29 protein-coding genes and 1 pseudogene are annotated in these 26043 nt (G+C 44.3%); 8 read left to right on the forward strand and 22 right to left on the reverse strand.

Going from position 1 to position 26043, the window contains the following annotated elements:
* The first annotated feature begins 85 nt into the window (after window positions 1–85).
* On the forward strand, window positions 86–832 hold the full coding sequence (locus AC622_RS14610) for a YqcI/YcgG family protein (protein WP_049671729.1): 747 nt from the start codon (window positions 86–88) through the stop codon (window positions 830–832).
* 19 nt (window positions 833–851) lie between these two features.
* Here AC622_RS14610 and AC622_RS14615 read toward each other — a convergent pair.
* The 4 genes and pseudogenes from AC622_RS14615 to AC622_RS14630 all read right to left on the reverse strand — a co-directional run bounded on the left by AC622_RS14615 (window position 852) and on the right by AC622_RS14630 (window position 3339).
* Window positions 852–1342, reverse strand: a pseudogene (locus AC622_RS14615) (DUF2798 domain-containing protein).
* 60 nt (window positions 1343–1402) lie between these two features.
* Window positions 1403–2080, reverse strand: coding sequence for an SOS response-associated peptidase (locus AC622_RS14620; protein WP_049671730.1), 678 nt, complete (start codon window positions 2078–2080; stop codon window positions 1403–1405).
* Between the two features lie 83 nt (window positions 2081–2163).
* Complete coding sequence (locus tag AC622_RS14625) at window positions 2164–2649, reverse strand: spore coat protein (RefSeq protein WP_049671731.1); 486 nt, start codon at window positions 2647–2649, stop codon at window positions 2164–2166.
* A gap of 129 nt (window positions 2650–2778) precedes the next feature.
* The gene (locus AC622_RS14630) at window positions 2779–3339 is read right to left on the reverse strand and encodes a phosphatidylglycerophosphatase A family protein (RefSeq protein ID WP_049671732.1); all 561 of its coding nucleotides are present in this window, start codon (window positions 3337–3339) and stop codon (window positions 2779–2781) included.
* Window positions 3340–3474: 135 nt separating this feature from the next.
* On the opposite strand from AC622_RS14630, the gene AC622_RS14635 reads away from it, so the two are divergent.
* The 3 genes from AC622_RS14635 (at window position 3475) to AC622_RS14645 (ending at window position 5228) form a co-directional block, all read left to right on the forward strand.
* On the forward strand, window positions 3475–4206 hold the full coding sequence (locus AC622_RS14635; protein WP_049671733.1) for an alpha/beta hydrolase: 732 nt from the start codon (window positions 3475–3477) through the stop codon (window positions 4204–4206).
* Between the two features lie 74 nt (window positions 4207–4280).
* Window positions 4281–4799 (forward strand): 2'-5' RNA ligase family protein, encoded by a 519-nt coding sequence (locus tag AC622_RS14640; protein WP_049671734.1) that lies wholly within the window; start codon window positions 4281–4283, stop codon window positions 4797–4799.
* 3 nt (window positions 4800–4802) lie between these two features.
* The gene (locus AC622_RS14645) at window positions 4803–5228 is read left to right on the forward strand and encodes a GNAT family N-acetyltransferase (protein ID WP_049672995.1); all 426 of its coding nucleotides are present in this window, start codon (window positions 4803–4805) and stop codon (window positions 5226–5228) included.
* 101 nt (window positions 5229–5329) lie between these two features.
* Here the strand turns inward: AC622_RS14645 and AC622_RS14650 are convergent, their stop codons facing one another.
* The gene (locus tag AC622_RS14650) at window positions 5330–5626 is read right to left on the reverse strand and encodes a hypothetical protein (RefSeq protein WP_049671735.1); all 297 of its coding nucleotides are present in this window, start codon (window positions 5624–5626) and stop codon (window positions 5330–5332) included.
* A gap of 143 nt (window positions 5627–5769) precedes the next feature.
* Between AC622_RS14650 and AC622_RS14655 the strand changes: the two genes are divergently transcribed.
* Window positions 5770–8082, forward strand: coding sequence for a UvrD-helicase domain-containing protein (locus AC622_RS14655; RefSeq protein ID WP_049671736.1), 2313 nt, complete (start codon window positions 5770–5772; stop codon window positions 8080–8082).
* 81 nt (window positions 8083–8163) lie between these two features.
* Here AC622_RS14655 and AC622_RS14660 read toward each other — a convergent pair whose 3' ends face one another.
* Together AC622_RS14660 and AC622_RS14665 are read right to left on the reverse strand one after the other, a co-directional pair.
* Entirely contained in the window at window positions 8164–8418 is a 255-nt protein-coding gene (locus AC622_RS14660; RefSeq protein ID WP_049671737.1) for a stage VI sporulation protein F, read from the reverse strand.
* Between the two features lie 159 nt (window positions 8419–8577).
* Window positions 8578–8751 (reverse strand): YjcZ family sporulation protein, encoded by a 174-nt coding sequence (locus tag AC622_RS14665; protein ID WP_049671738.1) that lies wholly within the window; start codon window positions 8749–8751, stop codon window positions 8578–8580.
* Window positions 8752–8915: 164 nt separating this feature from the next.
* On the opposite strand from AC622_RS14665, the gene AC622_RS14670 reads away from it, so the two are divergent.
* On the forward strand, window positions 8916–9569 hold the full coding sequence (locus tag AC622_RS14670) for a GNAT family N-acetyltransferase (protein ID WP_049671739.1): 654 nt from the start codon (window positions 8916–8918) through the stop codon (window positions 9567–9569).
* Between the two features lie 50 nt (window positions 9570–9619).
* On the opposite strand, the gene spoVAE is transcribed toward AC622_RS14670, so the two are convergent.
* The 12 genes from spoVAE to mgtE all read right to left on the reverse strand — a co-directional run bounded on the left by spoVAE (window position 9620) and on the right by mgtE (window position 21814).
* Window positions 9620–9976 carry a stage V sporulation protein AE gene (gene spoVAE, locus AC622_RS14675; RefSeq protein WP_049671740.1) on the reverse strand — a complete coding sequence of 119 codons (357 nt, stop codon included), beginning with the start codon at window positions 9974–9976 and terminating at the stop codon, window positions 9620–9622.
* Window positions 9977–9993: 17 nt separating this feature from the next.
* Window positions 9994–11010, reverse strand: coding sequence for a stage V sporulation protein AD (gene spoVAD, locus AC622_RS14680; RefSeq protein ID WP_049671741.1), 1017 nt, complete (start codon window positions 11008–11010; stop codon window positions 9994–9996).
* Window positions 11011–11012: 2 nt separating this feature from the next.
* Window positions 11013–11483, reverse strand: coding sequence for a stage V sporulation protein AC (gene spoVAC / locus AC622_RS14685; protein WP_049671742.1), 471 nt, complete (start codon window positions 11481–11483; stop codon window positions 11013–11015).
* A 14-nt stretch (window positions 11484–11497) separates the two neighbouring features.
* Window positions 11498–11968, reverse strand: coding sequence for a YhcN/YlaJ family sporulation lipoprotein (locus tag AC622_RS14690; RefSeq protein WP_049671743.1), 471 nt, complete (start codon window positions 11966–11968; stop codon window positions 11498–11500).
* 316 nt (window positions 11969–12284) lie between these two features.
* Window positions 12285–12806 carry a CotO family spore coat protein gene (locus AC622_RS14695; RefSeq protein WP_049671744.1) on the reverse strand — a complete coding sequence of 174 codons (522 nt, stop codon included), beginning with the start codon at window positions 12804–12806 and terminating at the stop codon, window positions 12285–12287.
* Window positions 12807–12935: 129 nt separating this feature from the next.
* On the reverse strand, window positions 12936–13826 hold the full coding sequence (locus tag AC622_RS14700; RefSeq protein ID WP_049671745.1) for an ABC transporter permease: 891 nt from the start codon (window positions 13824–13826) through the stop codon (window positions 12936–12938).
* Window positions 13827–13840: 14 nt separating this feature from the next.
* A complete protein-coding gene (locus AC622_RS14705; protein WP_049671746.1) occupies window positions 13841–14848 on the reverse strand; it encodes an ABC transporter permease in 1008 nt (335 codons plus the stop codon).
* A 76-nt stretch (window positions 14849–14924) separates the two neighbouring features.
* The gene (locus AC622_RS14710) at window positions 14925–16529 is read right to left on the reverse strand and encodes an ABC transporter substrate-binding protein (protein WP_049671747.1); all 1605 of its coding nucleotides are present in this window, start codon (window positions 16527–16529) and stop codon (window positions 14925–14927) included.
* Between the two features lie 15 nt (window positions 16530–16544).
* Complete coding sequence (locus AC622_RS14715) at window positions 16545–17546, reverse strand: ABC transporter ATP-binding protein (RefSeq protein WP_049671748.1); 1002 nt, start codon at window positions 17544–17546, stop codon at window positions 16545–16547.
* Window positions 17521–18543 carry an ABC transporter ATP-binding protein gene (locus AC622_RS14720; protein ID WP_049671749.1) on the reverse strand — a complete coding sequence of 341 codons (1023 nt, stop codon included), beginning with the start codon at window positions 18541–18543 and terminating at the stop codon, window positions 17521–17523. Before AC622_RS14720 ends, AC622_RS14715 begins: the two co-directional genes overlap by 26 nt.
* A 1043-nt stretch (window positions 18544–19586) precedes the next feature.
* Window positions 19587–20366 carry an enoyl-ACP reductase FabI gene (gene fabI / locus AC622_RS14735; protein ID WP_049671752.1) on the reverse strand — a complete coding sequence of 260 codons (780 nt, stop codon included), beginning with the start codon at window positions 20364–20366 and terminating at the stop codon, window positions 19587–19589.
* Window positions 20367–20458: 92 nt separating this feature from the next.
* Window positions 20459–21814 carry a magnesium transporter gene (gene mgtE / locus AC622_RS14740; protein WP_049671753.1) on the reverse strand — a complete coding sequence of 452 codons (1356 nt, stop codon included), beginning with the start codon at window positions 21812–21814 and terminating at the stop codon, window positions 20459–20461.
* A 153-nt stretch (window positions 21815–21967) separates the two neighbouring features.
* Between mgtE and prpE the strand changes: the two genes are divergently transcribed.
* A complete protein-coding gene (gene prpE / locus AC622_RS14745) occupies window positions 21968–22711 on the forward strand; it encodes a bis(5'-nucleosyl)-tetraphosphatase PrpE (protein WP_049671754.1) in 744 nt (247 codons plus the stop codon).
* Window positions 22712–22759: 48 nt separating this feature from the next.
* Here the strand turns inward: prpE and AC622_RS14750 are convergent, their stop codons facing one another.
* From AC622_RS14750 to AC622_RS14760, 3 genes are all read right to left on the reverse strand, one after another.
* The gene (locus AC622_RS14750) at window positions 22760–23653 is read right to left on the reverse strand and encodes an RluA family pseudouridine synthase (RefSeq protein WP_049671755.1); all 894 of its coding nucleotides are present in this window, start codon (window positions 23651–23653) and stop codon (window positions 22760–22762) included.
* A gap of 72 nt (window positions 23654–23725) precedes the next feature.
* A complete protein-coding gene (locus AC622_RS14755) occupies window positions 23726–24520 on the reverse strand; it encodes an NAD kinase (RefSeq protein ID WP_049671756.1) in 795 nt (264 codons plus the stop codon).
* A 15-nt stretch (window positions 24521–24535) separates the two neighbouring features.
* A complete protein-coding gene (locus AC622_RS14760; RefSeq protein WP_049671757.1) occupies window positions 24536–25165 on the reverse strand; it encodes a GTP pyrophosphokinase in 630 nt (209 codons plus the stop codon).
* 273 nt (window positions 25166–25438) lie between these two features.
* On the opposite strand from AC622_RS14760, the gene AC622_RS14765 reads away from it, so the two are divergent.
* On the forward strand, window positions 25439–26038 hold the full coding sequence (locus AC622_RS14765; RefSeq protein ID WP_049671758.1) for a CYTH domain-containing protein: 600 nt from the start codon (window positions 25439–25441) through the stop codon (window positions 26036–26038).
* Window positions 26039–26043: the final 5 nt, after the last annotated feature.

Raw genomic sequence — 26043 nt, forward strand, 5'->3', positions numbered from 1 at the left:
AATGAAGACATGTTCCCGTTCCATTCCCCTGCTCATATGCTTTGAACATCAACCCATAACAATCAGCTTTGAGGTGTATACTGTCATGAGCGAAAGACGAATGTATAAACGGACCGACATTGCAAACGAATCAGCCATTCCATCATGGGGCAAGGAAGCTTACAAGAAATGGCATGAGATCGTATCAGATTATCATTTCCCCTGTCATTTTGGGGTACAGGCAGAGAAAGCAGATCATCTGCGTTACTGCTTTGCAGAGGAACAGGAACTCTCACATCTGCCAGAGGCATTAATTCAATTTCTTACACTCTCTAGGAATCACCCCGAAAAACGCCATGCCCTCGTTCTTTTTGTGAAACCAGGTCAGACCTGGAATAGCTTTGATGATTACCATGATTATTTCTGGGAAGTTCTTTCTTTCCTGCATGAACAGGATCCACTCCCTTGGCCAGAGAACATTCCGCTCAACCCAGATGACCCATTATGGGAATTTTCCTTCGGGGGTGAACCGATTTTCATTTCCGGGAATGCGCCAATCTACGAAAAGCACACAACCAGGAATGTAGGTCCATGCCTTGTGCTGATTTTTCAGCCAAGGAGAATTTTTCAGGATATCACCTATGAGACTCCCCAAGGAAAACGAGCCATTGATGCCATTCGCCGTAAAGTAGAAGCAATTGAAGGAATGCCTATCCATCCCGATTTAGGTGCTTATGATGACGAAGAAAAGCGGGAATGGAAACAGTACATGATAACGGATGACAATCAACCGGCCATAGGGAAATGTCCAATGAGCGGCCGATTAGTCAAAAAAAGACCGTCAACTCCATAAAGTTGACGGTCTTTTCTATTCATTCTGCCTCTAATGCCGACAAAGTGTCTTCTTTAATGAATTTCACAAACAAATACCTAACAATTGGCCCCATAATCAGCCATTGTAATGGGAAGGCTGCAATGAAATTCTTTAAAAAGATGGACAAATACGCGCTTAGCCAAGATACCCCGGCAGTGCCTGCGTGCAGATGAACGGTAATCAGCCCATAGACAGACATAGTGGCCGCCATCCCAAACACCATAAATGCAGACATTTTCAATACCATGTGAATTTTTTTCGTTTTAGTCGGAAATACCTTTGACGCAGCCTTTCTGGCAAGCGGACCAACGACAAATAAATCAAGTGACAGGGCAATGACAAACCCAGCCGCGAAGCTTAATAATAGCTCCATAAACGTAACAGTCGTTAAGACCCCATTAAGCCACATATTATAAATGTCATAACAAGTACCATTCCAAAGCACATCATTGTGCCAAAAAAGAGGCCTTCTCTCTTTGCTGCAGGCAAGGCTCTCATCCTTTCTTTTCTTGCAATCGTTCTAAGTATAGTAGGGATGAGCTAAGATGATCAGCCTATACGTTCAATCAGCTTGGATGAATTATTCCTCGGCAAGTTTACCTCTTTTGATACCTCAAAGATTTCCATCTCATCCGTATTGTACGGAGTTAACACCTTGTCCAAGATGGCTGTATCATGAACGCTCGGATTTAACCACAGCTGTTCAGCCTCTTGCTTTAAAATGACAGGCATACGGTCATGCACGAAAGAAACTGCTTCATTTGCATCAGTTGTAATGATGGTACAGGAATGGACTGAACTCCCATCCGGCGATTTCCACGTCTCCCATAGTCCCGCAAATCCGAATGGCTCATTGGATTTCAGCGTAATACAATAGGGAGTTTTCCCTTCCTCCGTCCTTTTCCACTCATAAAAGGCATCCGCAACAATGAGGCAGCGGCGATTTTGATACGCATTCCGGAAACTCCTTTTTTCACTCAAGCTCTCCGCACGGGCATTAATCATTTTATAGCCAATCCGTTCATCCTTTGCCCAGGAAGGAATAAATCCCCACCGCAAATAGCCCAGCCGATTTTGTGAGCCATCATTGATAACGGCAAGCACCTGCTGGGAAGGGGCAATATTATAGCTCTTCTGAAAGTCTGCCTCATCGATTGCTCCTGCTGCAATCGCAAATCGTTCAATGATTGTTTCATACGTCGAAAATAAGGTAAATCTCCCGCACATACAATCACCTCTTTACCCCCATTATAGCAGGGAGAACGTTGATTCCCAAACAAGCGAAAAAGCCCCTCATCAGGAGCTTTTCACTAGTACTTCATATCAATCGCCTTATTGGCGTTCTTGATATCTGAATCAATCAGCTTCTGCATATCAAATGCATGATACAACCCTTTCTTGCTCATATAATGAAAGATTTGCGCATGCAGGTCAATCAATCCATTCAGCTGATTCACCAAGGTTCTTCTCAATACCGGTGTTGCTGTTTCCGTAATGGCAATGGCATATGAGCGGATTAGCGTCTTGACCTGAATCAAGATACTTCCTGCATAATATCCCTTATCCAATTGGGCACGCTCTTCGGCATCCTCTCTTGTTGGTGCCTTTGGAAAGAAGGCGAGCAAATCCTTTAAATAGCGCTGCATCACCTTTATCGTGGCAGTATAAAGATTCTTTAATTCTTGACAAGGTACATTGCCGACTTCCTTCTTCAACGTCATTAGCATATTCGATTCCATTGCGACTAATTCATGGAGCTCAAGTGCCTCATGATAAGCCAGTGAGCCATTGCTCATTTGATCCACTTCCTCTCGGGGGGTGTAAGTTTCCCCTACAGCATATGAAATGGCGGCTTGTCACTTGCCATACTCCCGCTATAAAAAAAAGAGACACCTGCCGGATAGTACGGCAAGTACCTCTTCACTTCAGCCTATCAACTCTTCATGATCGATATCTTTTATTTCTTTTTCTGTCAAGGATTCCTCTATGTCACGTTCACGATGAGCTAATCGCGATGCAGCGCTAGCAGCAATGGCTGCCACCAAATCATCAAGGAATGTGTTAACGCCGCTCCCTTCTTTCTTCGTATCTAAATAGCGGATAATTCCTATTTTATTTTTGTCGAGATGACCAAATGTCGTCACCCCAATGCTGCCGTAACTAAGGGTTGCTCCAAAGGCGATGGTTTCATCAACGCCAAATAACGGCTCATCCGATTCCACTATAGACTGTAAAGGCTCAGACAGCATCTTTTTCTCCGCAAGCATATCCAGTTCCACTCCCACTAAAATGGCATGCTGAATCTCCCTCTTCATGAGAACACGTTCGATACTGTATATACAATCTTCCATCGTTAAATTATCGTTATAGGGTAATTGCATTTGATAGACAATTTTAGCAATAGAATCAATACTGACACCACGTTTATGCAAAGCCTGCTTTGCGGCTTTCGTGACGGTTTTACTGTGTACATGCTCTTTTTTCATCTCTTCATAACTCCTTTACTTGCTTTCTCTAATTATACCATTTATAAGGTTCAGAGCATTTTGAAATCTCAAATATATTAAATTTACCATCTTATGCTAGAATAGACATGTATACGATTACATGAGGTGAAATAAATGTCCAGACGAACAGGCACCATCATCGATAAGATGTTTCACAGCGAGGCTTTGCAGGAAGAGGTCCCTTTACTCCTCTATCTCCCTGCGTCATTTTCTCCGCTCTATAAGTATTCCCTTCTCATCGCACAGGACGGGAAGGATTATTTCCAAATGGGCAAGATTGGGAGAGTAGCAGACCGTTTACTAGAGGAGGGGAAAATCGAAAATATTATCATAGTGGGTATTCCTTATCGTAACAGCGAAGACCGTTGGGATAAATACTACCCTGGCGGTGATAAATTTGAAGCCTATAAGCGGTTTCTTGCCCGCGAGCTCCTGCCATACCTAGAGGAGGAGTATCCAACCTATCATATTGGCATGAGCCGGGCGCTTATCGGTGACTCCCTCGGAGCAACCGTTTCTTTAATGACCGCCCTTGATTACCCGCACACCTTCGGAAAGGCTGCCCTCCATTCGCCTCTCGTCAACGAGAGCGTTCTAGAGGCTGTCGAACAGTTTTCTTATCCGCATCTCATGCATATTTACCATGTGATTGGCAATAAGGAAACAGCGGTTCAAACGACCAGGCAGGAGGTCATTGATTTTCTAACCCCTAACCGGGAATTGAACCTGCTTATTGAAAGTCAAGGATTCCCTTCTTTCTTTGAGGAAATAGACGGCGGTGATCACACTTGGCGCTCTTGGCAGGCAGATATGGAACGAACACTGTTATGGCTATTCGGGAATTAACCTGAATAGTGAATGTTTTAAACTTTTGCTATAATATAATCACCTTATCATTAACCATTCGGGGAGGTACAATCATGAACTTTGGCATTGCCATTTTTCCTTCAAAAAAGCTGCAGGACCTAGCTAATTCATATCGAAAACGCTACGATGCACACTACAAATTCATTCCGCCGCATGTAACGCTCAAGTCAACCTTTTCATCCACCGAAGAAGAAGACATCAAACGAATTTCAACTATACTAAAAGAAGTTTCAACCAAGCATGAGCCCTTTACCTTAAAGGTCTTAAAGGTAAGTACCTTTCAACCAATCAATAACGTCATTTACTTAAAGATTGACCCGAATCCAGAACTGTTCAATCTTCATGAAGCCCTTCACACGGAAGAGCTTGGCACGGATAAGCCTTATACATTTGTTCCGCATTTAACGATTGGCCAAGACCTTTCTGATAAGGAAATGCATGATGTACTCGGCCAGTTGAGCTTAATGAAATTTGAACATGAAGAAACCGTTGATCGCTTCCACCTTCTTTATCAGCTGGAAAATGGGACATGGACAGTATATGAAACATTCTTACTTGGAAAGGACCAGTAATTGATGGACATCAAGATCGTCACGAACGAAGAAGAATTACAACAGGCTTATCAAGTACGAAAGATTGTTTTTGTCGATGAACAAAAGGTGACTGTTGAGGAAGAAATCGATCATCTTGAGGAGGAATCCACTCATTTTCTCGTCATGAATGAGAATGATGAACCGATTGGAGCCGGTCGCTTCCGTATTGTTGATAACTACGGGAAGGTTGAACGCATTTGTGTCTTGCCACAAGCCCGTTCAACCGGTGTTGGGCGCTCCTTAATGGAAGCCATTGAGCAGCATGCCCTTTCACAAGGACTGGAGATTACGAAGCTTAATGCGCAGGTACAGGCAATTCCTTTTTACAAATCACTTGGCTATGGCATTATATCTGAGGAATTTCTTGATGCCGGAATCCCTCATCGAACAATGAAAAAACGGCTGTAACGACAACGAGAGACAATCTCCCTTGCCAGCAGGCGGGAGATTGTCTCTCGTTTTTCTTTCCACAAGAAAAAGCCTCTTATCTTCTCAAGAGGCTTTTAGTATTAGATGCTCAAATTAATAAACTTCCCAACACCGATAAGATCACTCATCGTCTGGTTGACTAATGCTTCAGGAATACGGTGGCTTCTGCTGCCTGTATTTAAGCCAGACATCGGGTAAATCAGGTCTTCTTTGTTCTCTTCAGTATGGGTTACTCCGTTTTCATTCCTGCGAAGAAAAAGAATCGGCTGGACAGCCTTTAAGCCGGTGATGCCATTCTTCCTCATACTCTCTGCAGATACCGTTCTATTCGTATATTGAACATACTCAAACTGCGTGAATGGCATGATATAGCTCATCGGTATCACCTCTTCCCATCTATTAACATACCCCATTTCTATCTAGAAGAAACCGTCATCCCTCTTTGTAATCTACCTTACGTTTTGTTAAGATTATATTTGTCTGTCGAAAGCCAAAAAAGATATAAATGAGGAATCTGATAATGAAAACAGCTTATTGGAAGAATGAATATATTACATTGGAAGATTGGCCGAAAGAGGCTTATACACGTGTTCATGAGGCCGGTAAGAACGGTGAATTGCATTGTCCCTCATGCCATCAAGCAGTTATTTTCTATTTGGGGATTCATGATAATCCCCACTTTATTCATAAAGATGCGTCAGTCCCGCCATGCCCTGAAAAGCCAAAAGCAAAAAGCGGTGCTGTACCTGCAACAAAGGAAAGTGTCGAGTACGGAGGATTCCGACTGCCTCAGTCTCGTTCCATCACAGCTGTTGAATCAAATCGGAATCACGATTGGCAGCCATCCTTTCACATTAAAAACCTGCCTCCATTCGTTCAGTTGGCAGCCAGCCATCTCGCTAGCTCCCATCCCTTTGTAGAGATGCTGAAGGAACATGGCTGGCCGCTCGATGAGGAGCAATCTAAAGCCGTAACAACCGATGCCAGCCATCTGCTGGTCCTTGCCGGTGCCGGAAGCGGTAAGACTAGGGTGCTCACTTCCCGCACTGCCTATCTTCTGCTTGAGAAGGGAGTCAATCCTAAGTCTGTCATGCTTGTCACCTTCACCTCTAAGGCTGCCCTTGAGATGAAAGAACGACTTAAAAAGATGCCAGGCATGAATCCTTCCATGCTGCAGTCGCTGTATACCGGTACGTTTCACGCGATTTTTTATCGGATTCTCATGCACCATGATCCGCATAAATGGAACTCTGCAAAACTAATTAAATTTGATGGAGAAAAAGAATATATTCTTAAGATGGCAGCTTCTGAGCTTGGATTTGATGAACGGGAATTTGCGTTTGATGCCTGCATACAGCAAATTGGCAAATGGAAGAATGACCTGTACCTGCCGAGCGATGTCCGCCCAGAAGGTGATTTCGAACACTCTGCTTTAGAGCTTTACAAGAAATATGAGCAATATAAAGAAACGCACGATAAATTTGATTTTGATGATATGCAGACTGGCTGCTATACACTTCTGAAATCCGACCAAGCTCTTCTGAAAGCCTATCAAAATCGTTTCCGCTATTTTCTTTTGGATGAGTTTCAGGATATTAATAGAGTGCAATATGAAATTATGCGATTGCTGACGGACAGAGCCGAGCACATCTGCTTCGTAGGTGATGATGATCAGGCCATCTATTCATTCCGCGGAAGTGATTCATCCTTCCTGCTGAATTTATCACTCGACTTCCCTGATCTTGAAACGGTTTATCTTGCCGCTAATTACCGTTCAGGTCATAAGATCGTCCAGACCGCCAATCAAATCATTGCTCAAAACCATGTCCGCACACCAAAGAAAATGAGGGCTCTTCATGATCAATCACCGGCTCCTGTCCTGTTTTATCCACATGATGAGGAGATGGAAAGTGTGATGATTATGACGGATATCATGGAAAAGATTCGAAATGGTGCTTCACCAAATGATTTTGCGATTCTTTATAGAACAAATGTGATGAGTCGAGCCATCTTTGAACGCCTAGCTGTCTCAAGCCTTCCTTTCAGAGTAGATGCTGATTATGATTCCTTTTATAATCGCCGGGCCGTTAAGGGCATCCTCGCTTTCTTGAAGGCAAGCCTGAACCCGGATGATCCTAGTATGTTAAATGACTTACTCCCGCCCCTTTATTTGCGGAAAACAGCAGCCCAGGATGCAAAGGCCCTATCCATCTTGAATGATTGCACCTTGCTTGACGCTTTAGCCCATATCGGCGGATTAAAGCCGTTCCAAAAGAAAACCATCGAGAAGGCTGTATCCGTTATCCGCACATTGAAAGAGATGCGCCCAGATGTCGCGATTGAAATAATCGAGAAAGAGCTCGGCTTCCAAAACTATTTAAAAAAACGCGGCAATGAGGGCAATAAGATGGATAAAGGATCTGATGAAATCAAGGATGTGAAAGTAGCCGCAAGCAAATTCACATCTGTGCAGGACTTTGTCGATCATGCTACCCATATGGTCGCGATGTCTAAGGAGGTCAAGAAACGTTCCAAGGATGAGCCATTCGCCATACAGCTTGGCACGATTCACCGCTCCAAAGGGCTGGAGTATAAATATGTATACCTCTTAGGATGTGTGGAAGGCTGCATGCCTCATGACTATGCACTGGAAGCATGGCGTGATGGAGACCGCAAGCCTATTGAGGAGGAAAGACGCCTATTATATGTAGCTGTTACCCGGGCATGCTCCGAGCTTTATATGTCCATTTCATCAAAAAGGCGCGGCAAATCAGCCAAACCTTCCCGTTTCTTAAACAGCTTGAAAAAAGGAGCCGCCATGACCGCAAAATAAGGAAGGGTCCCTATGTATCCCGGATTTATTCGGGAGAACGGCGGCCGTTTCCATCATGCGGGCAAGGGGCTCCTTCCCTTTTTATTTTTTGTTCATCATTTTTGAGATTGTATTAAAATCAAGGGATTTCCCGTCCTTAATGATTGAATTGACCAGCTGGTCCTCCATCTCTTTCGGAACCGGTTTATTAGCAATTTGGGATACCTTCTTAATAACGGAACGGACCGTTTTCTCATCTTTGAAATTTGCATTCTGCAGGGAATTAGCCAATTCCATAATTTCTTTCATGTTTACGCCTGTTTTCTTCTCCATGTTTTTAAAGAACCCGTTATCCATATTTCAGCCTCCTTCTCGATAATGCCATCATATGATGCCCAGCCTGAAGATGTGTTTAAGAATTTATATATAAAAAGGGTCCAGCTGGACTGAACCCTCCATCGTACTTTGTTAGTAAAGAAGAGACAACAGGATCTCTTCTTTACAACCATATTCAGATTAGCAGAAGCTTGCGCCGACAATTATCAACAGAATGAAGAGAACAACGATTAGCACGAAAGTAGAACCGTAGCCTCCACCGTAGCCTCCACCGCCGTAGCCATAACCGCCGCCGCAGCCGCCGCCATAGCCGCCGCCGTAGCCGCCGCCACCGTAGCCGTAACATCCAAACATGTAAGTCACCTCGCTTTCGCTTAGTACACTCATAACATATGAGAAAAGCGGTCTCCCTGTCTGGGCTAAATTACAGCTTCAAATACCTATTTTAATTTGCCCTTGTCTCACCCTTGAGACATCCACTACAATTAAGGTAAAAACACAGCAAGGATTGAGACATTATGAATATTGAATGGAAAGAGTTAGACTTACATGATTCAGATTCATTACTTAATGAAGCTCTTAGCTTATATGATGAATCATTTCCAGAGGAAGTGCGTGAAAGCCACGATCTTTTCCGACGCAGCCTGACCCTTAGCTCAAGCGAGAATGTCTATCATTTTCTCGTTGGCCTAGAGAATGGGAAGGTGATTTCGATGGCAACAGCCCATTATTTCGCTCGAGCCAATTTCGGATACATCGTCTATCTAGCTGCCCACCCAGAAAAGCGCGGGATAGGATTAGGGAAGAAAACGATTGAGGAAATGTGCAGGCGGCTTCAACTAGACGCAAAAGCAAGCGGCTACCCATCTCTTAGCGCTGTTGTCCTGGAGACAGAAAAAGAAACAACGGCCCATGATGAGGAGGAATATGCCATCAACCTCAAAAGACTAAAGTTCTTTGAGAGCTTAGGCTTCCAGATTGCCGAAGTAGAATATGTACAGCCTCCCCTTTTCCACGGGCAGATTCCCGTCCCGCTGTATTTGCAAATGAATATTCTAGATGAGACGGCATCCTTGACACCTGAGGATATCATCGAGGTTTTGTATAAAGAGAAATATAATAAGGTAAACCAAATCTCTTCGAAAGAGTTAGAGCTTTGCCTGCAACCCTAAAAAAGACAAGGCGCTTAACCTTGTCTTTTTTGTTCCAGCATTTATTTCATTTATCCCTTTGGCTTAAAAATTAAGGCTGCAAGAAAACCAAAAACAACCGCAGCAGAGATCCCGGAGGATGTTATCTCAAACATTCCAGTCAATACACCTACAAGTCCATGCTGGCCTGCCTCCTGCATTGCCCCGTTTACAAGGGAATTGCCGAAACTGACAATCGGAATCGTTGCTCCTGCTCCAGCAAAATTGGCAAGTGGTTCATACCACCTAAAGCCCCCAAGGACCGCACCAGTTACAACCAATAAACTCATCGTATGGGCAGGTGTCAGCTTGGCAATGTCAAAAAGAAGCTGGCCAATTACGCAAATCAGCCCGCCAACGACAAAAGCCCAAAAGAACATGGCTAGCATAAGCTTTCCTCCCTTCCCTACTCCATCTCAATAGACACAGCGTGTGCTATGCATGGAATGGATTCATTCTGCTGTACCGTTAGCGGCGAAAGCAAGGCCCCGGTTGCCGCTAGTAAAATCCGTTTATAGGTGCCCTTTTTCATCTCATTCAGTAAATGGCCGTAAAGGACGGTTGCAGAGCAGCCTGCCCCGCTCCCGCCAGATTGTACGTTCTGGTCATCCTTATAAAGCATAAGACCGCAGTCACGAAACTGCCCTTCCTTCAACTTCAGACCCTTTTGCTCTAATAGATCCTGAGCTGTCGCTTGGCCGATTTTCCCAAGATCCCCCGTCACAATTAAATCATAATGGTCGGGCTTTAAATTGAAATCGCTGAAATGAGCAGCAATGGTATCTGCCGCAGCCGGTGCCATCGCTCCTCCCATATTGAACGGGTCTGCCATCCCCAAATCAATTACTTTTCCGATTGTCGCACTCTTCACAACAATTTGATTCGAAGCAGCTTTCTTATTTTGCTCAAGCAGGGCAGTTCCTGCACCAGTCACGGTCCACTGGGCGGTCGGCGGCTTTTGCCCCCCGTACTCTGTTGGATAGCGAAACTGCTTCTCGATGGCCGCATTATGGCTCGATGCACCTGTCAGCACCTTCTCCGCCCCTCGGTAATTGACGACAAAGGCTGCGAGTGCCAGCCCCTCCATCGATGTTGAGCATGCACCGAAAAGCCCAAGATACGGAATCGCCATTGTTCTTGCCGCAAAGCTTGTCGGGGTAATTTGATTCACTAAATCTCCCGCAAACAGGAATTGAATATCCTCATTTTTCAATCCCTTTTTCTCTATCGCACAGCTGGCCGCTTCTTCAAGGAGGACACGATGCGCTTTCTCATAGGAATCCTCATTGAGCCATAAATCATCATGAATAATGTCAAAATCATCGCGAAGATGCCCTTGACCTTCAAAGGGGCCTACGCTGACACCCGTGGAGGTAATCACAGGATGATTCTGAAAAAGCCAAGATTGTTTGCCACTCAGCATAATTACCCTCCTATTATCATTTGATATATTTGCTTGATCAGCGCAACGACAAAGGCAGAGAATACACCGAATACAATAACCGACCCTGCCAGTTTGAACATATTGCTTCCCACACCAAGGACGAGCCCCTCTGTACGGTGCTCTATCGCAGCTGAAATCACTGAGTTTCCAAAGCCTGTCACCGGAACAGCACTTCCTGCGCCGGCATATTGTCCAATTCGGTCATATACACCAAAGCCCGTCAGAAGCATCGCGATGAAAATCATCGTAGCAACCGTTGGGTTCCCTGCCGTCTGCTCTGTGAAATTAAAGAAAAAAATATAAAAGTACGTAATCAATTGCCCGACTAAACAGAAGCATCCTCCCACCCAAAAGGCCTTTAAGCAATTCTTTAAAACCGGACGTTTCGTCTCATATTTTTGTTCCAATTTCTCATATTGTTTTTGCTCAGGTGTTTTATTGTTTTTAGCCATTGCCCTTCACCTACCTAAGTCATTTCTTTTTCAAGATTTTCTATCTTTCCAAACCATTTCTTTGCCTTCTCTTTTGAATAACCTTTATCCTGTACTTGAACGATTAGTTCGACAACCTCAAGGAATATTTTCATGTCACTCGAGATGACAATGTCATAACCTTTAAACTTCTTATTCAAATCACTAGTCAAGTCTTTATCAATTGATGCCATCTTGAAGCGTTTCAAATGCTTCACCTTATAGGCAACCAATATGTCCTTTCCATTCTGCACGACCGCCACATCATATATTTCATCATGATCGGCAACGGTCTTTTTGATTTTCTCGAGCGGCGCTTCCTTATCCCCGCCCAAATACACAGGGTCCATGTCTACTGATGAGATAAGCGACCGAATGGCTTCCTTGCTGCTCGAATCACCAGCACATCCCCCTAAAAAAATCGAGAAAAGAAGCATGGTTATTGATACCAGATAGATTTTCCTCACTATTTTTTCACCCCTACTATAAAACTCACTCGACTTTATTCTCTGCCTGATTCGAAATTTTATCCGCAGGCTTACAAATAAAAAAACGCCGCATTAGCGACGTTTCACTTCATTTATCCTTGCTGGCGGACTGCCTTCTTCCATTTCCCGCATCCGCAGCCTTTCTTCTTTACCGCGGAGGTTCCTACCTTAGGTACCGGCTGAATGACTTTTCTTTGTCCTTTCACTATTCAGGTCCTCCTTCTTCCCCAGATACTATACTTTATGAAAAAGGGAGGAGGTTTGTCTATTATAAATGTCCTCACTCGTCAAATGGTTAGAAACGGACGATTTTGATCCCTTTGATTTGTTTAATCGGATGTTTAATCCACTTCTTCCCGAACGCCACCTTTATATAGACAAATTCTCCTTTAACCTTTTCAACCGTTCCCCTCAGCGTCTTCTCCTCAATGAAGAAATCACAGATGGGTCTCGGCATCAAGGCTGGTATTTGAGCCAAGTAACGAACCAATTCATCCTTAGTCATATCCTCTAGTTTCTTGCGCTTCGTACCATTCAGGTAAGAGGTCGCCTCATCAGCATCCAAAAGTTCAGTACGTTCATCCTTCTTTTTCTCTACACCGAAACTTAGCACTGTCGGCACCTCACCCCCATCAAATGGCAGCCCCTCCACTTTCGAATCGCCTTCAGCTCGTTCCATCATCTCCTTCGCTGCCAAATTCGTAAAAAAATCATCAATCTCCACTATTTCTTCTTCCATTATGCGTAATTTTAATTGTTCTTTATCAAGCCAGGCATTTGCCGGCAGTATCCCTTCTTGCTCATGTTTATTGCTCATCATATACCCTCCTGACCCGCGAACTTTACCTACTCATTCATATGCGCAAAAGCCTAGGAATATTTCCAAGCTGCAAAGAACGAAAAAAACGCCCGGCATGAAAGTCCCATACACGAGGCGTTTCTTATTTTATTGCTGCTTCATTTTCGGATCGAGAGCATCCCTCAGTCCGTCTCCTAATAAGTTAAACCCAAGGACAGTCAGCATGATGGCAAGACCTGGGAAGAAAAGCGTACCAGGTGCCTGAACGAGATATCCTTTCGCATCCGCCAGCATTTTCCCCCATTCTGGTGTAGGAGCCTGAGCGCCAAGCCCAAGGAACCCTAGTGCTGCTGCTTCAATAATGGCTGTCGCTATAGCCAATGTTCCTTGAACAATAATCGGTGTGATACTGTTTGGCAAGACATGATGGAAGATAATCCGGCCATCTGACATGCCTAGTGCATTCGCTGCCAATATGTATTCCTCCTGCTTTACGCTTAGTACCCTCGAACGGATTAACCTTCCGAAGGTCGGAATATTAATTACCGCAATCGCGATAAGGGCATTTTGAAGAGATGGTCCCAAAATAGATACAATCGCAATCGCGAGCAAAATACTTGGAAAAGCAAGCAGGATGTCAAAGAACCTAGAGATGACCGTATCGATCAAGCCTCCATAATAGCCCGCAATAAGACCAAGCATAGCCCCGATAATAACGGATCCTAAAACGGAAAAGAATCCTACCCAAAGCGAGATTCTTGCCCCATGGATGACACGAGACAGAATGTCCCGCCCAAAGTCATCTGTTCCAAACCAATTATCGGCCGATGGAGGCAGCAATCGCTTGGTTAAATCTTGCTCATTGATGCCATAAGGCGCTATGAACGGGGCAAATATCGCCAATAACACGAAGAAGAGAACAATGCCGAGACCAACAAGCGCTAAGCGGTTTCTCTTAAAAATAATCCAGGCCTCAACCCAGGGAGACTTCGGTTTTGTATCAAGCTGTAATTCTGTCTTTCCAGCCAACTCCGCCACTATATTCACATCCTCTATTTGGAGTATTTTATTCTTGGATCCACAAGTGCATAGAGAAGATCGACGATTAAATTAATAAATACAAAGGCTGTCGCAATCAAAAGAATGCCTGATTGTATAACCGGATAATCCCGATAATTAATCGCATCATATAAGTATCTTCCAATCCCAGGCCATGCGAAAATCGTCTCAGTTAAAATAGCTCCCCCGAGAAGAAGGCCTGTCTGCAGTCCAATAACGGTCAGGACAGGGATGAACGCATTTTTTAAGGAGTGCTTGTACACCACCCAAAACATGCTAACCCCCTTCGCCCTTGCTGTACGGATAAAGTCAGATTTCATCACTTCCAGCATCGTAGAACGGGTCATTCTGGCTATTATGGCCATCGGAATCGTTGCAAGCGCAAAGCTTGGCAATATCAAATGCTTAACAGCTGTGACAAATTGCCCGAAATCACCTTGTATCAACGTATCAATTAAATACAAATTCGTAATCGAATCAATCGGATCACGGACATTCTCCCTTCCAGAGGTCGGAAGCCATCCTAATTGGATAGAAAACGCCCACTGCTCCATTAGTCCCAGCCAAAATATTGGCATTGACACACCAATCAATGCCAATACCATCGCCAAGTAATCAAACCAAGAATTTGAAAACCATGCACTGATAATACCGGCGTTGACGCCAATAAACACTGCAAGCAGCATAGCAACAAATGTCAGCTCCAATGTTGCGGCGATATAGGGCCACACTTCCTCTGCAATTGGTGTCTTCGTCCTTAAAGAGGTTCCCAAGTCACCGGAGAATAATTGTTTTATGTAATCGAAATATTGGATATACCAAGGCCGATCAAGCCCTAGCTCCTTCGTCAAATTGGCAATCGCATCAGCCGTCGCCCGTTGACCGAGAATGACCTGAGCAGGGTCACCTGGAATCGCCCGTACAATTGCAAAGACGATAATCGTCATGCCAATCAAAACCGGTATAACGGATAATAATCTCCTAATCGTGTAAGATAGCATGTCACTTTACCCCCATAATGAAAGGGACAGCCCAATAGATTGTCATGCTTATCGGGTGCCCCTTCCTCATAAACTTTTACTTAAACTCTACGGTTTTGAAATAATCAGAGCCAGTTGGATGCGGCACAAAGCCTGAGATATCCGCTGCGGCAGCTAATAATGGTGTAGAGTGAACGAGTGGAATCCATGGAGCATCTTCGTGAATGATTTCTTGTGCTTGCTTATATAGTTCATTCCGTTTTTCTTGGTCAACTTCTGTTTGTGCCTCAATCAAGATATCATGGAGCTTATCATTGGCATAGTAGGAATAGTTATTGGACCCAATGGAATCCTTATCTAGCAATGTGTAAAGGAAGTTATCCGGGTCACCATTGTCACCAGTCCATCCGAGCATATAAGCTGGGTAATCCCCTGCAGCTGCCTGGTCAAGATAAGTTGCCCAGTCAACCGTTTTAATTTCTACGTCTACGCCAACCTTGCCCCAGCTTTCTTGGATAACTTGAGCAATTTTATTTCCTTCAGGGATATATGGACGTGCAACTGGAATCGCCCATAGCTCTGCCTTAAATCCATCCGGATAGCCTGCTTCTGCGAGCAATTTCTTGGCTTTATCCAAGTCAAACTCATAATCAGAGATTTCATCATTGTAGCCTTCAATGGAGTCAGGCATCGGGTTCTTTGCCGGCACCGCTAGTCCAGAATAGAAGGAATCAATGATGGATTGTTTATCTACTGCATGGCTGAGCGCTTGACGCACTTTGACATTATCAAATGGTTTTTTCGTCACATTGAAGCCAACATAGCCGACATTCATTGCCGGTCGCTCAATTGCTTGAAGATTGCTGTCAGATTTGATTTTCTCCAAGTCAGTTGGATTTACACCATCCATTAAATCAATCTCACCTGTAGATAATGCATTCAATCTTGCAGAGTTATCAGGAATAACTTTGAAGATCAATTGGTTTAATTTTGGCTGGCCATCCACATAATAGTCTTCGTTTTTCTCTAGAACGATGCTGTCATTTGCCTTCCACTCAGCAAACTTAAATGGCCCTGTTCCTACTGGGTTTTTGCTGAAATTCTCATCGCCCTGCTCTTTAAGCGCTGTAGGGCTCGCAATTCCAAAGCTGCTCATTGCCAGGTTCTTCAAGAAAGGAGCTTGCGGGCGCTTCAGCGTAAATTCTACTGTATATTCATCCGTCGCTTTTACCTCTTTAATGACATGCCCTTCATCCCCTTTGTAGCCTCCAAACATCGTGTAATAAGGGAATTGCTCTTCATTGCCATTCATCCAGCGTTCAAAGTTAAAGACGACTGCTTCTGCATTGAAATCAGTTCCATCATGGAACTTAACATCCTCACGAAGCTTGAGCGTGTACTTTAGTCCATCTTCTGACGGAGTCCACTTCTCTGCAAGTCCAGGATGAAGAGTCGTATCCTGCTCTCCATACGTTAATAGCGTTTCAAATACGTTAATGGTTACTTTATAAGATTCCCCTTCCGTTGTTGTGATTGGATCTAAAGAGGTAGAATCCCCGCCGCGGCCATATACAAGTGTATCCTTCTTATCGCCGCTTTCGCCTGATTTTCCTTTTGTTTCCTCATCACCTGAACTACAGGCTGCTAGAAACAAACTGGCAATCATGATGCTTACCATGGCTAGTAATAGCTTTTTTTTCATCAAACGTGTAACCCCCTATTTTTTGATTTTATTATCATTGCTGATGGCATCATCATATAGATGACATGCAGCATAATGACCCTTCTCAACATCCTGATAGACCGGATGAATGGATTTACAGGCATCCATTGCATAGACACAGCGAGTATGGAACGCACAGCCGCTTGGCGGATTTGAAGCGCTCGGAATATCACCAGTCAATTCAATTCTCTCCCTCTTAATATCCGGGTCTGGAATGGGAACGGAGGAAAGAAGAGCTTTCGTATACGGATGGAGCGGATTTGTATACACCTCTTCACTATTAGCCAATTCAACCAATTTCCCGAGATACATAACACCAACGCGGTCGCTGATATGCCGAACAACTCCAAGGTCATGCGCGATAAATATATAGGTCAGGCCAAATTCAGCCTGGATATCCTTAAGTAAATTCAAAACCTGTGCCTGAATCGAAACATCGAGTGCTGAAACAGGTTCATCAGCGATAATTAATTTCGGCTTTGTCATCAAGGCACGGGCAATTCCAATTCTCTGACGCTGTCCGCCGCTGAATTGATGCGGATAGCGGTCCAAATGATATGTACTTAATCCAACGACATCCATCATCTCCCGGATGCGTTTTCCGCGTTCCTCTTTATTACCGACTCCATGGACAATTAGCGGCTCCTCTAAAATCTTCTTCACCGTATGGCGCGGATTCAAGGATGCATAGGGATCTTGGAACACCATTTGGATATCACGTCTAACAGCCTTCAGCTCACTTTTGGACATCTTCATAATTTCCTTGTCCTCAAAGACGATACTTCCTTCGGTCGGATCCATCAATCTCATCAGGAGGCGTCCTGTCGTCGACTTGCCGCAGCCGCTCTCCCCAACAATCCCTAGTGTTTCTCCCTTTTTCACGTAAAAGGAAACATCATCTACTGCCTTCACCTCGCCTTGCTTGCGGCTGAGGATTCCTCCATTGATTGGGAAATACTTCTTCAGGCCATTAACCTTTAATAACTGCTCCGTCATGAGCCGCTTCCCCTCCCTCTCCTTGATATAACAGGCATCTTACCATCTGCCCCTCATTTGAGATCTTCTGCAAGGATGGAGACACGGTTCCGCATGCCGGCATGGCATATTCACAGCGCGGTGCAAACACACAGCCATTATCAATGGTACCTGGCTTAGGCACATTGCCCGGTATGGAATACAGCTTGCTGTCCTTTTGACGAATATCAGGCACAGACTTTAGCAGCCCCTTTGTATATGGATGTTTCGGGTTCTTAAATATATCCCTGACATTCCCCTTCTCCACAATCTTGCCTGCATACATGACGAGCACTCGGTCGCATACCTCTGCAACAACCCCAAGATCATGCGTGATAAGAATAATCGATGTATCGGTCTTTTCATTTAAATCCTTCATCAATTTCAAAATTTGCGCCTGAATCGTCACATCAAGTGCTGTCGTCGGCTCATCGGCAATCAATATTTTCGGCCGGCACACCATGGACATCGCAATCATAACCCTCTGTCTCATCCCGCCTGAAAGCTCATGGGGATAATTTTTCATCATACTCTCAGCCCTTGGCAAACCAACCTGCTTTAACATCGCCACACATTCAGCAAATGCCTTTTTCTTATTCGTATCATGATGGAGCCGATATGCTTCTGTCATCTGCTGTCCAACCGTAAACAACGGATTCAAGGAAGTCATCGGCTCCTGAAAAATCATTGAAATTTGGTTTCCCCGAATCTTTCTCATCTTCTTCTCCGGCAATTTAAGCAAATCCTCACCGTTAAATATGACTGAAGAAGCAGAATCAACGATTGCCGGCGGCTTAGGCAATAGTCCCATAATTGATAGGGACGTCAGACTCTTCCCGCTCCCTGATTCTCCAACAATCCCGAGGATTTCTCCTTTTTTTAGCTGAAAATCAACCTTCTCAACCGCAGGAACCTCTTTACCATCTGTCCGAAATGAGATAGTCAATTCTCTTACATCTAAAACCACAGAGTCCCCCAAACAATTCCCTCCTGCACATTATGTATTATTATTTGAGTAATATAAATTATTAAAATATTATGATTTATTATGTCACAGGTTTTGGAAAATGACTACAATTTATTTGATTTTTTTACTTTACTTACCATTTTTTCTTTATCTTTCCCTTTAATAAAATAGTGTAATAGTCTGTCTATTTTTATGGTTAAAAGAAGAGATTCATGCATAAAACCCTAGGAGAATGTTAGTAGGTTGATAATAGATTTGACTAAGCGAAAGGGGGGGATAAGCTCGACTTACTGGCTTTCTCCCGCACTTCCACCACCTCTCCTATACGCAGCCTGGGCAAGGGGTGGGATATGCGTGGCTCTTCCCTCCTTTCTCCCACCCTTCCACCATCTCTCCTATACGCAGCCTGGGCAAGGGGTGGGATATGCGTGGCTCTTCCCTCCTTTCTCCCACCCTTCCACCATCTCTCCTATACGCAGCCTGGCTGTGAGGTGGGATATGCGTGGCTCTTCCCATCCTTCTCCCGCACTTCCACCACCCCTCCTATACGCAGCATGGGCAAGGGGTGGGATATGCGTGGCTCTTCCCATCCTTCTCCCACTCTTCCACCACCCCTCCTATGCGCAGCATGGGCGTGAAGTGGGATGTGCGTGGCTCTTTCCTCCTTTCTCCCACTCTTCCACCACTCCTATGCTCAGCATGGGCGTGAGGTGGGATATGCGTGGCTCTTCCCATCCTTCTCCCACCCTTCCACCATCTCTCCTATGCGCAGCCTGGGCAAGGGGTGGGATATGCGTGGCTCTTCCCACCTTTCTCCCACTCTTCCACCCCCTCTCCTATACGCAGCCTGGGCAAAGGGTGGGACTTGCGTGGCTCTTCCCACCTTTCTCCCACTCTTCCACCATCTCTCCTATGCGCAGCCTGGGCAAGGGGTGGGATATGCATGGCTCTTCCCACCCTTCTCGCACCCTTCCACTACTCTCCCATGCATGCTTAGAATGAATAACCAAATAAAAAAGGAGAAGCCACTGCTTCTCCCTTTCTGGATCGATCTATTATAAACTCAAAATATGGAATCCTGAATCGACATGAATGTTTTCTCCTGTGATCCCTCTTGATAACGGGCTAAAGAGGAATAGGGCTGTGTCTCCGACTTCTTCTTGTGTGACTTGTCTTCTGAGCGGGGCTTTTTCTTCGAATACTTTACGAATGGTATTAAAGTCGCCGACTCCTTTGGCTGAGAGGGTCCGGATGGCTCCTGCAGAGATGGAATTTACACGGATGCCGGATGGTCCGAGATCATTGGCCAAGTATTTAACGCTTGCTTCGAGGCTTGCTTTTGCAACTCCCATAACATTGTAGTTCTGGACAACTCTTTCTCCACCTAAATAAGTGAGAGTGACGATGCTCGCTCCTTCATTCATCATGTTCCGGGCAGCCTTGGCAACGGCAGTCAGTGAATAGGAGCTGATGTTTTGAGCTAATAAGAAGCCTTCTCTGTTTGTATTTAAGTATTCGCCTTTTAATTCTTCTTTGTTGGCGAAAGCAATGCAGTGAGCGATTCCATCGATTTTTCCGTATTTTTCGCGGATATCGGCGAAGCATCTTTCGATTTCTGCGTCGCTTGTGACATCACATGGAAGGACATAGGTGTCTTTCCCTCCCTCTAAGCTGTCGACTAATTCATGTACTCCCTTTTCCATCCGTTCACCGGCGTATGTAAAAATCAGTCTGGCCCCAGCTTTATAAAGGGCAGTCGCAATTCCCCATGCGATGCTCCGTTTATTGGCTACTCCCATGATGACAATTGTCTTATTATCCACATTCACGTTCATAAAAGGAATCCTCCCCATAATTAATACATATTATTAGTACCTGATACTAATTTATACTAATAACCATCTTCATGTAAAGCCTATTTCCTAAATTATCCTAGGCGACTCATGAAAATGGTGGCCATTCCGAAATAAATGACGATACTGATTAAGTCATTGATCGTGGTGATAAAAGGTCCTGAAGCTACAGCCGGGTCGATTTTGAGCTTATTCATAACCAGCGGCACAAGGCTGCCCGCCAATGTAGCCACCATTAGGGAAACAAGAATGGAGTTACCGACAAGGATGGCTAGGAAAAGATCATCCTGCCAGGCAAAGACAAGGATTGTCACGAGAATTCCGCATGTAACGCCCGTGATAAGACCTGTACCTGCTTCCCTCAACAGGAGGAGCCATTTATTCTCTTCTGCAATTTCGCCAGTGGCAATCCCGCGCACGATGACGGCAAGGCTTTGTGTTCCTGTATTGCCTGCCATCCCTGCAATCAATGGAATAAAGACTGCTAAGATTGCTTTTTGAGATAGAGCACTCTCAAAATGACTAATTAGGTTTGCTGTAATCAATCCGAGGAACAATAAGATAATCAGCCAAGGTAATCGTTTTCGAGCAGAGGAAAGCGGATTAGTATCTAGCTTTTCCATTTCAGATACCCCTGCTAGCTTGGAATAGTCGTCTGAGGCAATTTCGTCCATAACATCCATGATGTCATCTACTGTAATAATTCCGACCATATGCAATTGGAAATCGACGACGGGCAATGCCAGGAAATCATAGTCCCTCATCATCCTTGCAACTGTTTCCTGATCATCACTTACTTTTGCATAATGGACTTGCTCATTCATCAATTCAAAGATCCACGTATCATCAGCAGCGACCAATAAATCACGCAAGGATATGACTCCAGTGAGCTTATTCTGGTGGTCAACGACATAAATATAATAGATTAATTCAGCATCCAATGCCTCTTTTCGAAGCATTTGCATAGCGTCCCTGACCGTCTGATTCTCTGAGACACCAATGTACTCCGTTGTCATGATGCTCCCTGCGGTTGAATCCTCATAATGAAGGAGATGGCGAATGGGTTCTGCTCGGTCCTTATCCATCAGCATTAAGTAACTAATAGTCTGCTCCTTTTCTAAATTCTCGAGCAAGTCAACAGCGTCATCCGTATACATATCGGCAATCACAGAAGCAGCATAATTTGGGTCCATATCGCTTAATGCATCCTCTAGCAGCTCTGTCTCATCAAGGAGGTTCCCCATTATTTCCGCCATTTCTTCCGGTGATAGATAATAAGAGACAATAGTCCTCTCTTCTCGGTTTAGCTGCATGTATATTTGGGATTGGTCATATGGGTGGAGGGTTAAATATTGCCCCCTGAATTTGTCATATTTCCCCTCTGCCAGCAATGCCCCATACCCGTCTGTTAAAACCTTATGGTCATCCACTGAATTAGCCTCCTTTCGTGAATACAGTATTGTTCATTTTGATTCATGCTAGTTGAACGATATACTATTTCTATATGATTCATTTACCAAAAAAGGGTTTAGTTGAAACAAGCAATCACTGGGAAGGATATAGAGAAGTGGATGGGAGGGTCAATGATGTATGATTGTATCGGAGATGTGCATGGATGTTTTGACGAATGCATGCAGCTATTGAAAAAGATGGGCTATCTCTTTGAGGATGGAATGCCCTATCATCCAGAAGGGTATCTGCCTGTATTTGTTGGGGACATTACAGACCGCGGCCCTGAATCCGTTAAGATGATTGAATTTGTTTGGGAGCTTGTTATACAGCAAAAAAAAGGCCTGTATGTGCCTGGAAACCATTGCAATAAATTATACCGGTATTTCCTGGGGAATAAAGTACATGCTACCCATGGATTGGAAACTACCGTTGCTGAACTTGAAGCCTTAGATTCGAAAACAAGGAAAAAAGTTAGAAAAAAATTCATCCAGCTATATGAGGAATCACCGTTATATCTCGTCCTTGATAAAGGAAATCTTGTCATCGCTCATGCCGGTATCAAGAAGGAACTAATTGGAGTAAAGAATAAAAAGGTGCAAACCTTCGTTCTTTACGGTGATATAACGGGCAGAAGTCTTCCGGATGGACGTCCAGAGCGTCTCGATTGGGCTTTGAAGCATACAGGCAATCCGATGATCGTATATGGCCACACACCTGTTTTAGAGCCGAGAGTGAAGAACAACACGTATAATATTGATACAGGAGCTGTTTTTGGAGGGAAATTGACGGGTCTTCGTTATCCGGAGAAAACCTTTTATCAAGTGAATTCTTCTCTTCCATTTGTGCCTGAGAAATTTCATGTTTATAGCGAATGAGAAAAGAGCTGAATGGGACCGCTTCCCTTTCAGCTCTTTCTTCTTTTCTTATTCGCTGATCAAGCAGCTCATATCTGGTGAAAGGACGCTCTCAAACCGCATTTGTTCACCCGTGATTGGATGATTGAATGTCAAGAAACCGCAATGGAGTGCCTGCCGATTGATTAAAGCCCTCGATCCGCCATATAGATCATCCCCAAGTAAAGGATGTCCCATGTGTGACATATGAACCCGTATTTGATGGGTGCGACCTGTCATCAATTTCAAGTGGAGCAATGAATAGGATGGATAGTGCTGAATCGTTTTGTACAGGGTCAACGCAGCTTGACCGTCTGGACGGACCTCTCGCTTTATAATACTGTCAGCCATACGGCCAATCGGCCCTTCCACACGGCCTTCAGGAGGATGGATATGTCCTTCAATTAAGGCATAATATTCCCTTGATACGGACTTCTCCTTCTGGAACAGACTAAATAAGTGATGGATATGCCGATGCTTAGCAATCAGTACCAATCCAGATGTATCCCTGTCAAGCCTTGTTACAATATGGACAGCCGCCTGATGCCCAATCTGCTCATAATAATGAACAATAGCATTGGCGAGGCTTTTCGTTGGATGTTCCCGAGAAGGAATGGTATTCATGCCTGCCGGCTTCTCAATGACCAGTACATAATCATCCTCATATTTAATGGTCAGCGGGAGATCATCTCCCTTCATCTTTTCACTGCATGCTTCAGGTGGATATTGAACGATAATCCTATCATCAGGCTGAATGATATACCGAACATTTTCAATGCACCCATTGACCATGATCTTCCCGCCCCTAAACTTGATATCAGTCAGGGCCGCCTTGGAGATTTTTTTACGGTTTAGAAATTCGCGCAGGAGCATTCCCTCCTCCTCCTTTGCAGCAGTGAATTGTAACATAAACGGCTTTGCCATCAAACTCATCCTTTATCTTCAAATCTTTCTTTACCTCATGAAAAAAGGGCCGAATGACTCGGCCCCTGCTAATCAGTCTGTCACAAAGGAATCGCGAACTCTTCTCCAGAAAGGGAATGGCCTGAAGCGTGCAAACCTGATACGTTCATCAGCCACTCGAAATTGAATGGATTTCACGTCCTTATGCAAAAGACTTAAATGATCAATCGTAATTTGGAAATCATCGCTTGTCACCGGCTTCAGCATGCAGGTATGATGCCCTGGCAGAATAAGCGGTGACCCGATTGTCCGAAACACCCGATTATTGATGGAAGCCATCTCCGTCAATTGAATCGCCGGAATGGATGGGTGAATGATGGCACCGCCCAATGCTTTATTGTAGGCAGTACTGCCTGAAGGCGTTGACACACAAAGCCCATCTCCTCTAAAGCGCTCAAAGGACTGTCCCCTAATTTCCACATCCATGACAAGGGTACTGCCCACACTTTTTACGGTCGATTCATTCAAGGCTAAGTATTTCGACTCCCTGCCCCCATGGCTGTAACGGACCGTCACTTCAAGCAGCGGATACTCAACCGTCTGATACGGCGTTTTTGCGATTGCCGTCGCAAGCTTTTCAATCTCCTCAGGAATCCAGTCCGCATAAAAGCCTAGATGGCCTGTATGAACACCGACAAAGGCAGTCCGATCAAGACGGGAGCTGTACCGGTGGAAAGCGTACAGCAATGTCCCGTCACCGCCTACGGAAATGACAATATCCGGTTGGTCTTCATCATAAATGACCCCGAGACTGTCCAGCTGATCTTTAATTTTTTGCATTAGTTCATTTGATTTAGTATCACCTTTTGACGTGACAGCATACTTCATATTCATCCCCACCTGTTAAGTGTTTTTCCCCCTCTTTTTCACGACATAAGCTTGGGCTTCCTGAATTTCAAGCTTAATCTGGGTCATTTCCTCATCCATGTGAAAGGCAGCCTCTGCAAGACTCTCAAGCCTTTTCTTCAATATTTCCGGGAACTGTCCATTGTATTTATAATTCAGCGAATGCTCAATTGTCGCCCAAAAGTTCATGGCAAGCGTCCGGATTTGAATCTCCGCCATGATTTTCTTTTCGCCATGAATGGTTTGAACCGGATATTCAATGACGACATGATAGGAGCGATACCCGCTTGCCTTTTTATTGGTGATATAGTCCCGTTCCTCGAGAATGGTGAAATCGGTTCGCTGCCGAAGCAGAAGAACGACCTGTTTAATATCATCGACGAATTGGCACATAATCCTCAATCCAGCTATATCTTGGATTTCTGATTCTAATTTATCTTCGGGTACATGCTTTTGATATGCTTTATCTAGAATACTTGCAACTGGCTTAACCCGTCCAGTCACAAACTCAATCGGAGAATGCTCGTTTTCCAAATCAAATTGAGACCGAATGCCCCTTAACTTAATTTTCAATTCATCAACTGCCTGTTTATACGGGGCTAAAAATTCATCCCAATTTCTACTCATGGACTCCACCACCTGGATTACTTTTCATAAACAATACCTTAGCGAGCTGGATACGGTTCTGTCTTTATCTGTTCTATTCAAAATTAGCCTATGGCTGTTTGTTATTTAACAATTATGTACTTAGTTTTTGTTACTTATTGTGATGACCATTCCTTCTCTAGCTGCTTACCTCCTATTTTATCACAAGAATATAACTCATTTCTAAGATTGATGTAAACTTACCAAAAAGTCATAATAAGAGGGTACCATTAATGACAGTTGGAGGAATAAAACATGTCTGAACAAATTGAGATTGAATTTAAGAATTTATTGTCGGATGCAGAATTCGAACGCCTAATTGCGGCGCATCATATAAGCGATGAACAATTTATTGAACAGAAGAACCATTACTTCGACACGCCTAACTTTGCCCTGAAGGACTGCCAGAGCGCCCTTCGTATCCGAGAAAAAAACGGCCGGTATGAAATGACCTTGAAACAGCCTCTGCCTGATGGTCATGGACTGCTTGAGACAAACCTCACGCTTGATTCCGGTGCAGCGAGAGCCCTCCTTTCAGGAGAAACTATTCAAGAGGGTCCAGTTTATGACAAAGTCCGGTTAATGGGCATTGACCCAAATCTTCTCTCTTGCTTTGGAACTTTAACGACTGCCAGAGCTGAAATCCCTTATGAAGATGGACTGCTTGTTTTTGATAAGAGCACGTATTTTGATGTGACTGATTATGAGCTTGAATTTGAAGCCAATCATTATGAGAAGGGAAAAATAATCTTTCAGGAATTGCTCCAAACGGCAAACATTCCAGCGCGGGCAACCGATAATAAGGTCAAACGCTTTTTCATGGAGATGCAAAGAGTGAAAAAACTTGAGGAGTGATCAAC

The organism is Bacillus sp. FJAT-27916 (assembly GCF_001183965.1).
Lineage (GTDB): Bacteria > Bacillota > Bacilli > Bacillales > Pradoshiaceae > Pradoshia.

Excerpts from the sequence above, each read along its gene's own strand:
- spoVAC (WP_049671742.1), bottom strand. The coding sequence starts at position 11,483 with ATGGCTAAAAACAATAAAACACCTGAGCAAAAACAATATGAGAAATTG.
- AC622_RS14645 (WP_049672995.1), top strand. The coding sequence starts at position 4,803 with ATGGACATCAAGATCGTCACGAACGAAGAAGAATTACAACAGGCTTAT.
- AC622_RS14750 (WP_049671755.1), bottom strand. The coding sequence starts at position 23,653 with ATGGCAAAGCCGTTTATGTTACAATTCACTGCTGCAAAGGAGGAGGAG.
- AC622_RS14610 (WP_049671729.1), top strand. The coding sequence starts at position 86 with ATGAGCGAAAGACGAATGTATAAACGGACCGACATTGCAAACGAATCA.
- AC622_RS14655 (WP_049671736.1), top strand. The coding sequence starts at position 5,770 with ATGAAAACAGCTTATTGGAAGAATGAATATATTACATTGGAAGATTGG.
- AC622_RS14660 (WP_049671737.1), bottom strand. The coding sequence starts at position 8,418 with ATGGATAACGGGTTCTTTAAAAACATGGAGAAGAAAACAGGCGTAAAC.
- AC622_RS14625 (WP_049671731.1), bottom strand. The coding sequence starts at position 2,649 with ATGAGCAATGGCTCACTGGCTTATCATGAGGCACTTGAGCTCCATGAA.
- AC622_RS14705 (WP_049671746.1), bottom strand. The coding sequence starts at position 14,848 with ATGCTATCTTACACGATTAGGAGATTATTATCCGTTATACCGGTTTTG.
- AC622_RS14640 (WP_049671734.1), top strand. The coding sequence starts at position 4,281 with ATGAACTTTGGCATTGCCATTTTTCCTTCAAAAAAGCTGCAGGACCTA.
- AC622_RS14765 (WP_049671758.1), top strand. The coding sequence starts at position 25,439 with ATGTCTGAACAAATTGAGATTGAATTTAAGAATTTATTGTCGGATGCA.
- fabI (WP_049671752.1), bottom strand. The coding sequence starts at position 20,366 with ATGAACGTGAATGTGGATAATAAGACAATTGTCATCATGGGAGTAGCC.
- AC622_RS14760 (WP_049671757.1), bottom strand. The coding sequence starts at position 25,165 with ATGAGTAGAAATTGGGATGAATTTTTAGCCCCGTATAAACAGGCAGTT.
- AC622_RS14715 (WP_049671748.1), bottom strand. The coding sequence starts at position 17,546 with ATGACGGAGCAGTTATTAAAGGTTAATGGCCTGAAGAAGTATTTCCCA.
- spoVAD (WP_049671741.1), bottom strand. The coding sequence starts at position 11,010 with ATGCTGAGTGGCAAACAATCTTGGCTTTTTCAGAATCATCCTGTGATT.
- prpE (WP_049671754.1), top strand. The coding sequence starts at position 21,968 with ATGATGTATGATTGTATCGGAGATGTGCATGGATGTTTTGACGAATGC.
- spoVAE (WP_049671740.1), bottom strand. The coding sequence starts at position 9,976 with ATGCTAGCCATGTTCTTTTGGGCTTTTGTCGTTGGCGGGCTGATTTGC.
- AC622_RS14755 (WP_049671756.1), bottom strand. The coding sequence starts at position 24,520 with ATGAAGTATGCTGTCACGTCAAAAGGTGATACTAAATCAAATGAACTA.
- AC622_RS14630 (WP_049671732.1), bottom strand. The coding sequence starts at position 3,339 with ATGAAAAAAGAGCATGTACACAGTAAAACCGTCACGAAAGCCGCAAAG.
- AC622_RS14710 (WP_049671747.1), bottom strand. The coding sequence starts at position 16,529 with ATGAAAAAAAAGCTATTACTAGCCATGGTAAGCATCATGATTGCCAGT.
- AC622_RS14635 (WP_049671733.1), top strand. The coding sequence starts at position 3,475 with ATGTCCAGACGAACAGGCACCATCATCGATAAGATGTTTCACAGCGAG.
- AC622_RS14665 (WP_049671738.1), bottom strand. The coding sequence starts at position 8,751 with ATGTTTGGATGTTACGGCTACGGTGGCGGCGGCTACGGCGGCGGCTAT.
- AC622_RS14620 (WP_049671730.1), bottom strand. The coding sequence starts at position 2,080 with ATGTGCGGGAGATTTACCTTATTTTCGACGTATGAAACAATCATTGAA.
- AC622_RS14695 (WP_049671744.1), bottom strand. The coding sequence starts at position 12,806 with ATGAGCAATAAACATGAGCAAGAAGGGATACTGCCGGCAAATGCCTGG.
- AC622_RS14670 (WP_049671739.1), top strand. The coding sequence starts at position 8,916 with ATGAATATTGAATGGAAAGAGTTAGACTTACATGATTCAGATTCATTA.
- AC622_RS14650 (WP_049671735.1), bottom strand. The coding sequence starts at position 5,626 with ATGAGCTATATCATGCCATTCACGCAGTTTGAGTATGTTCAATATACG.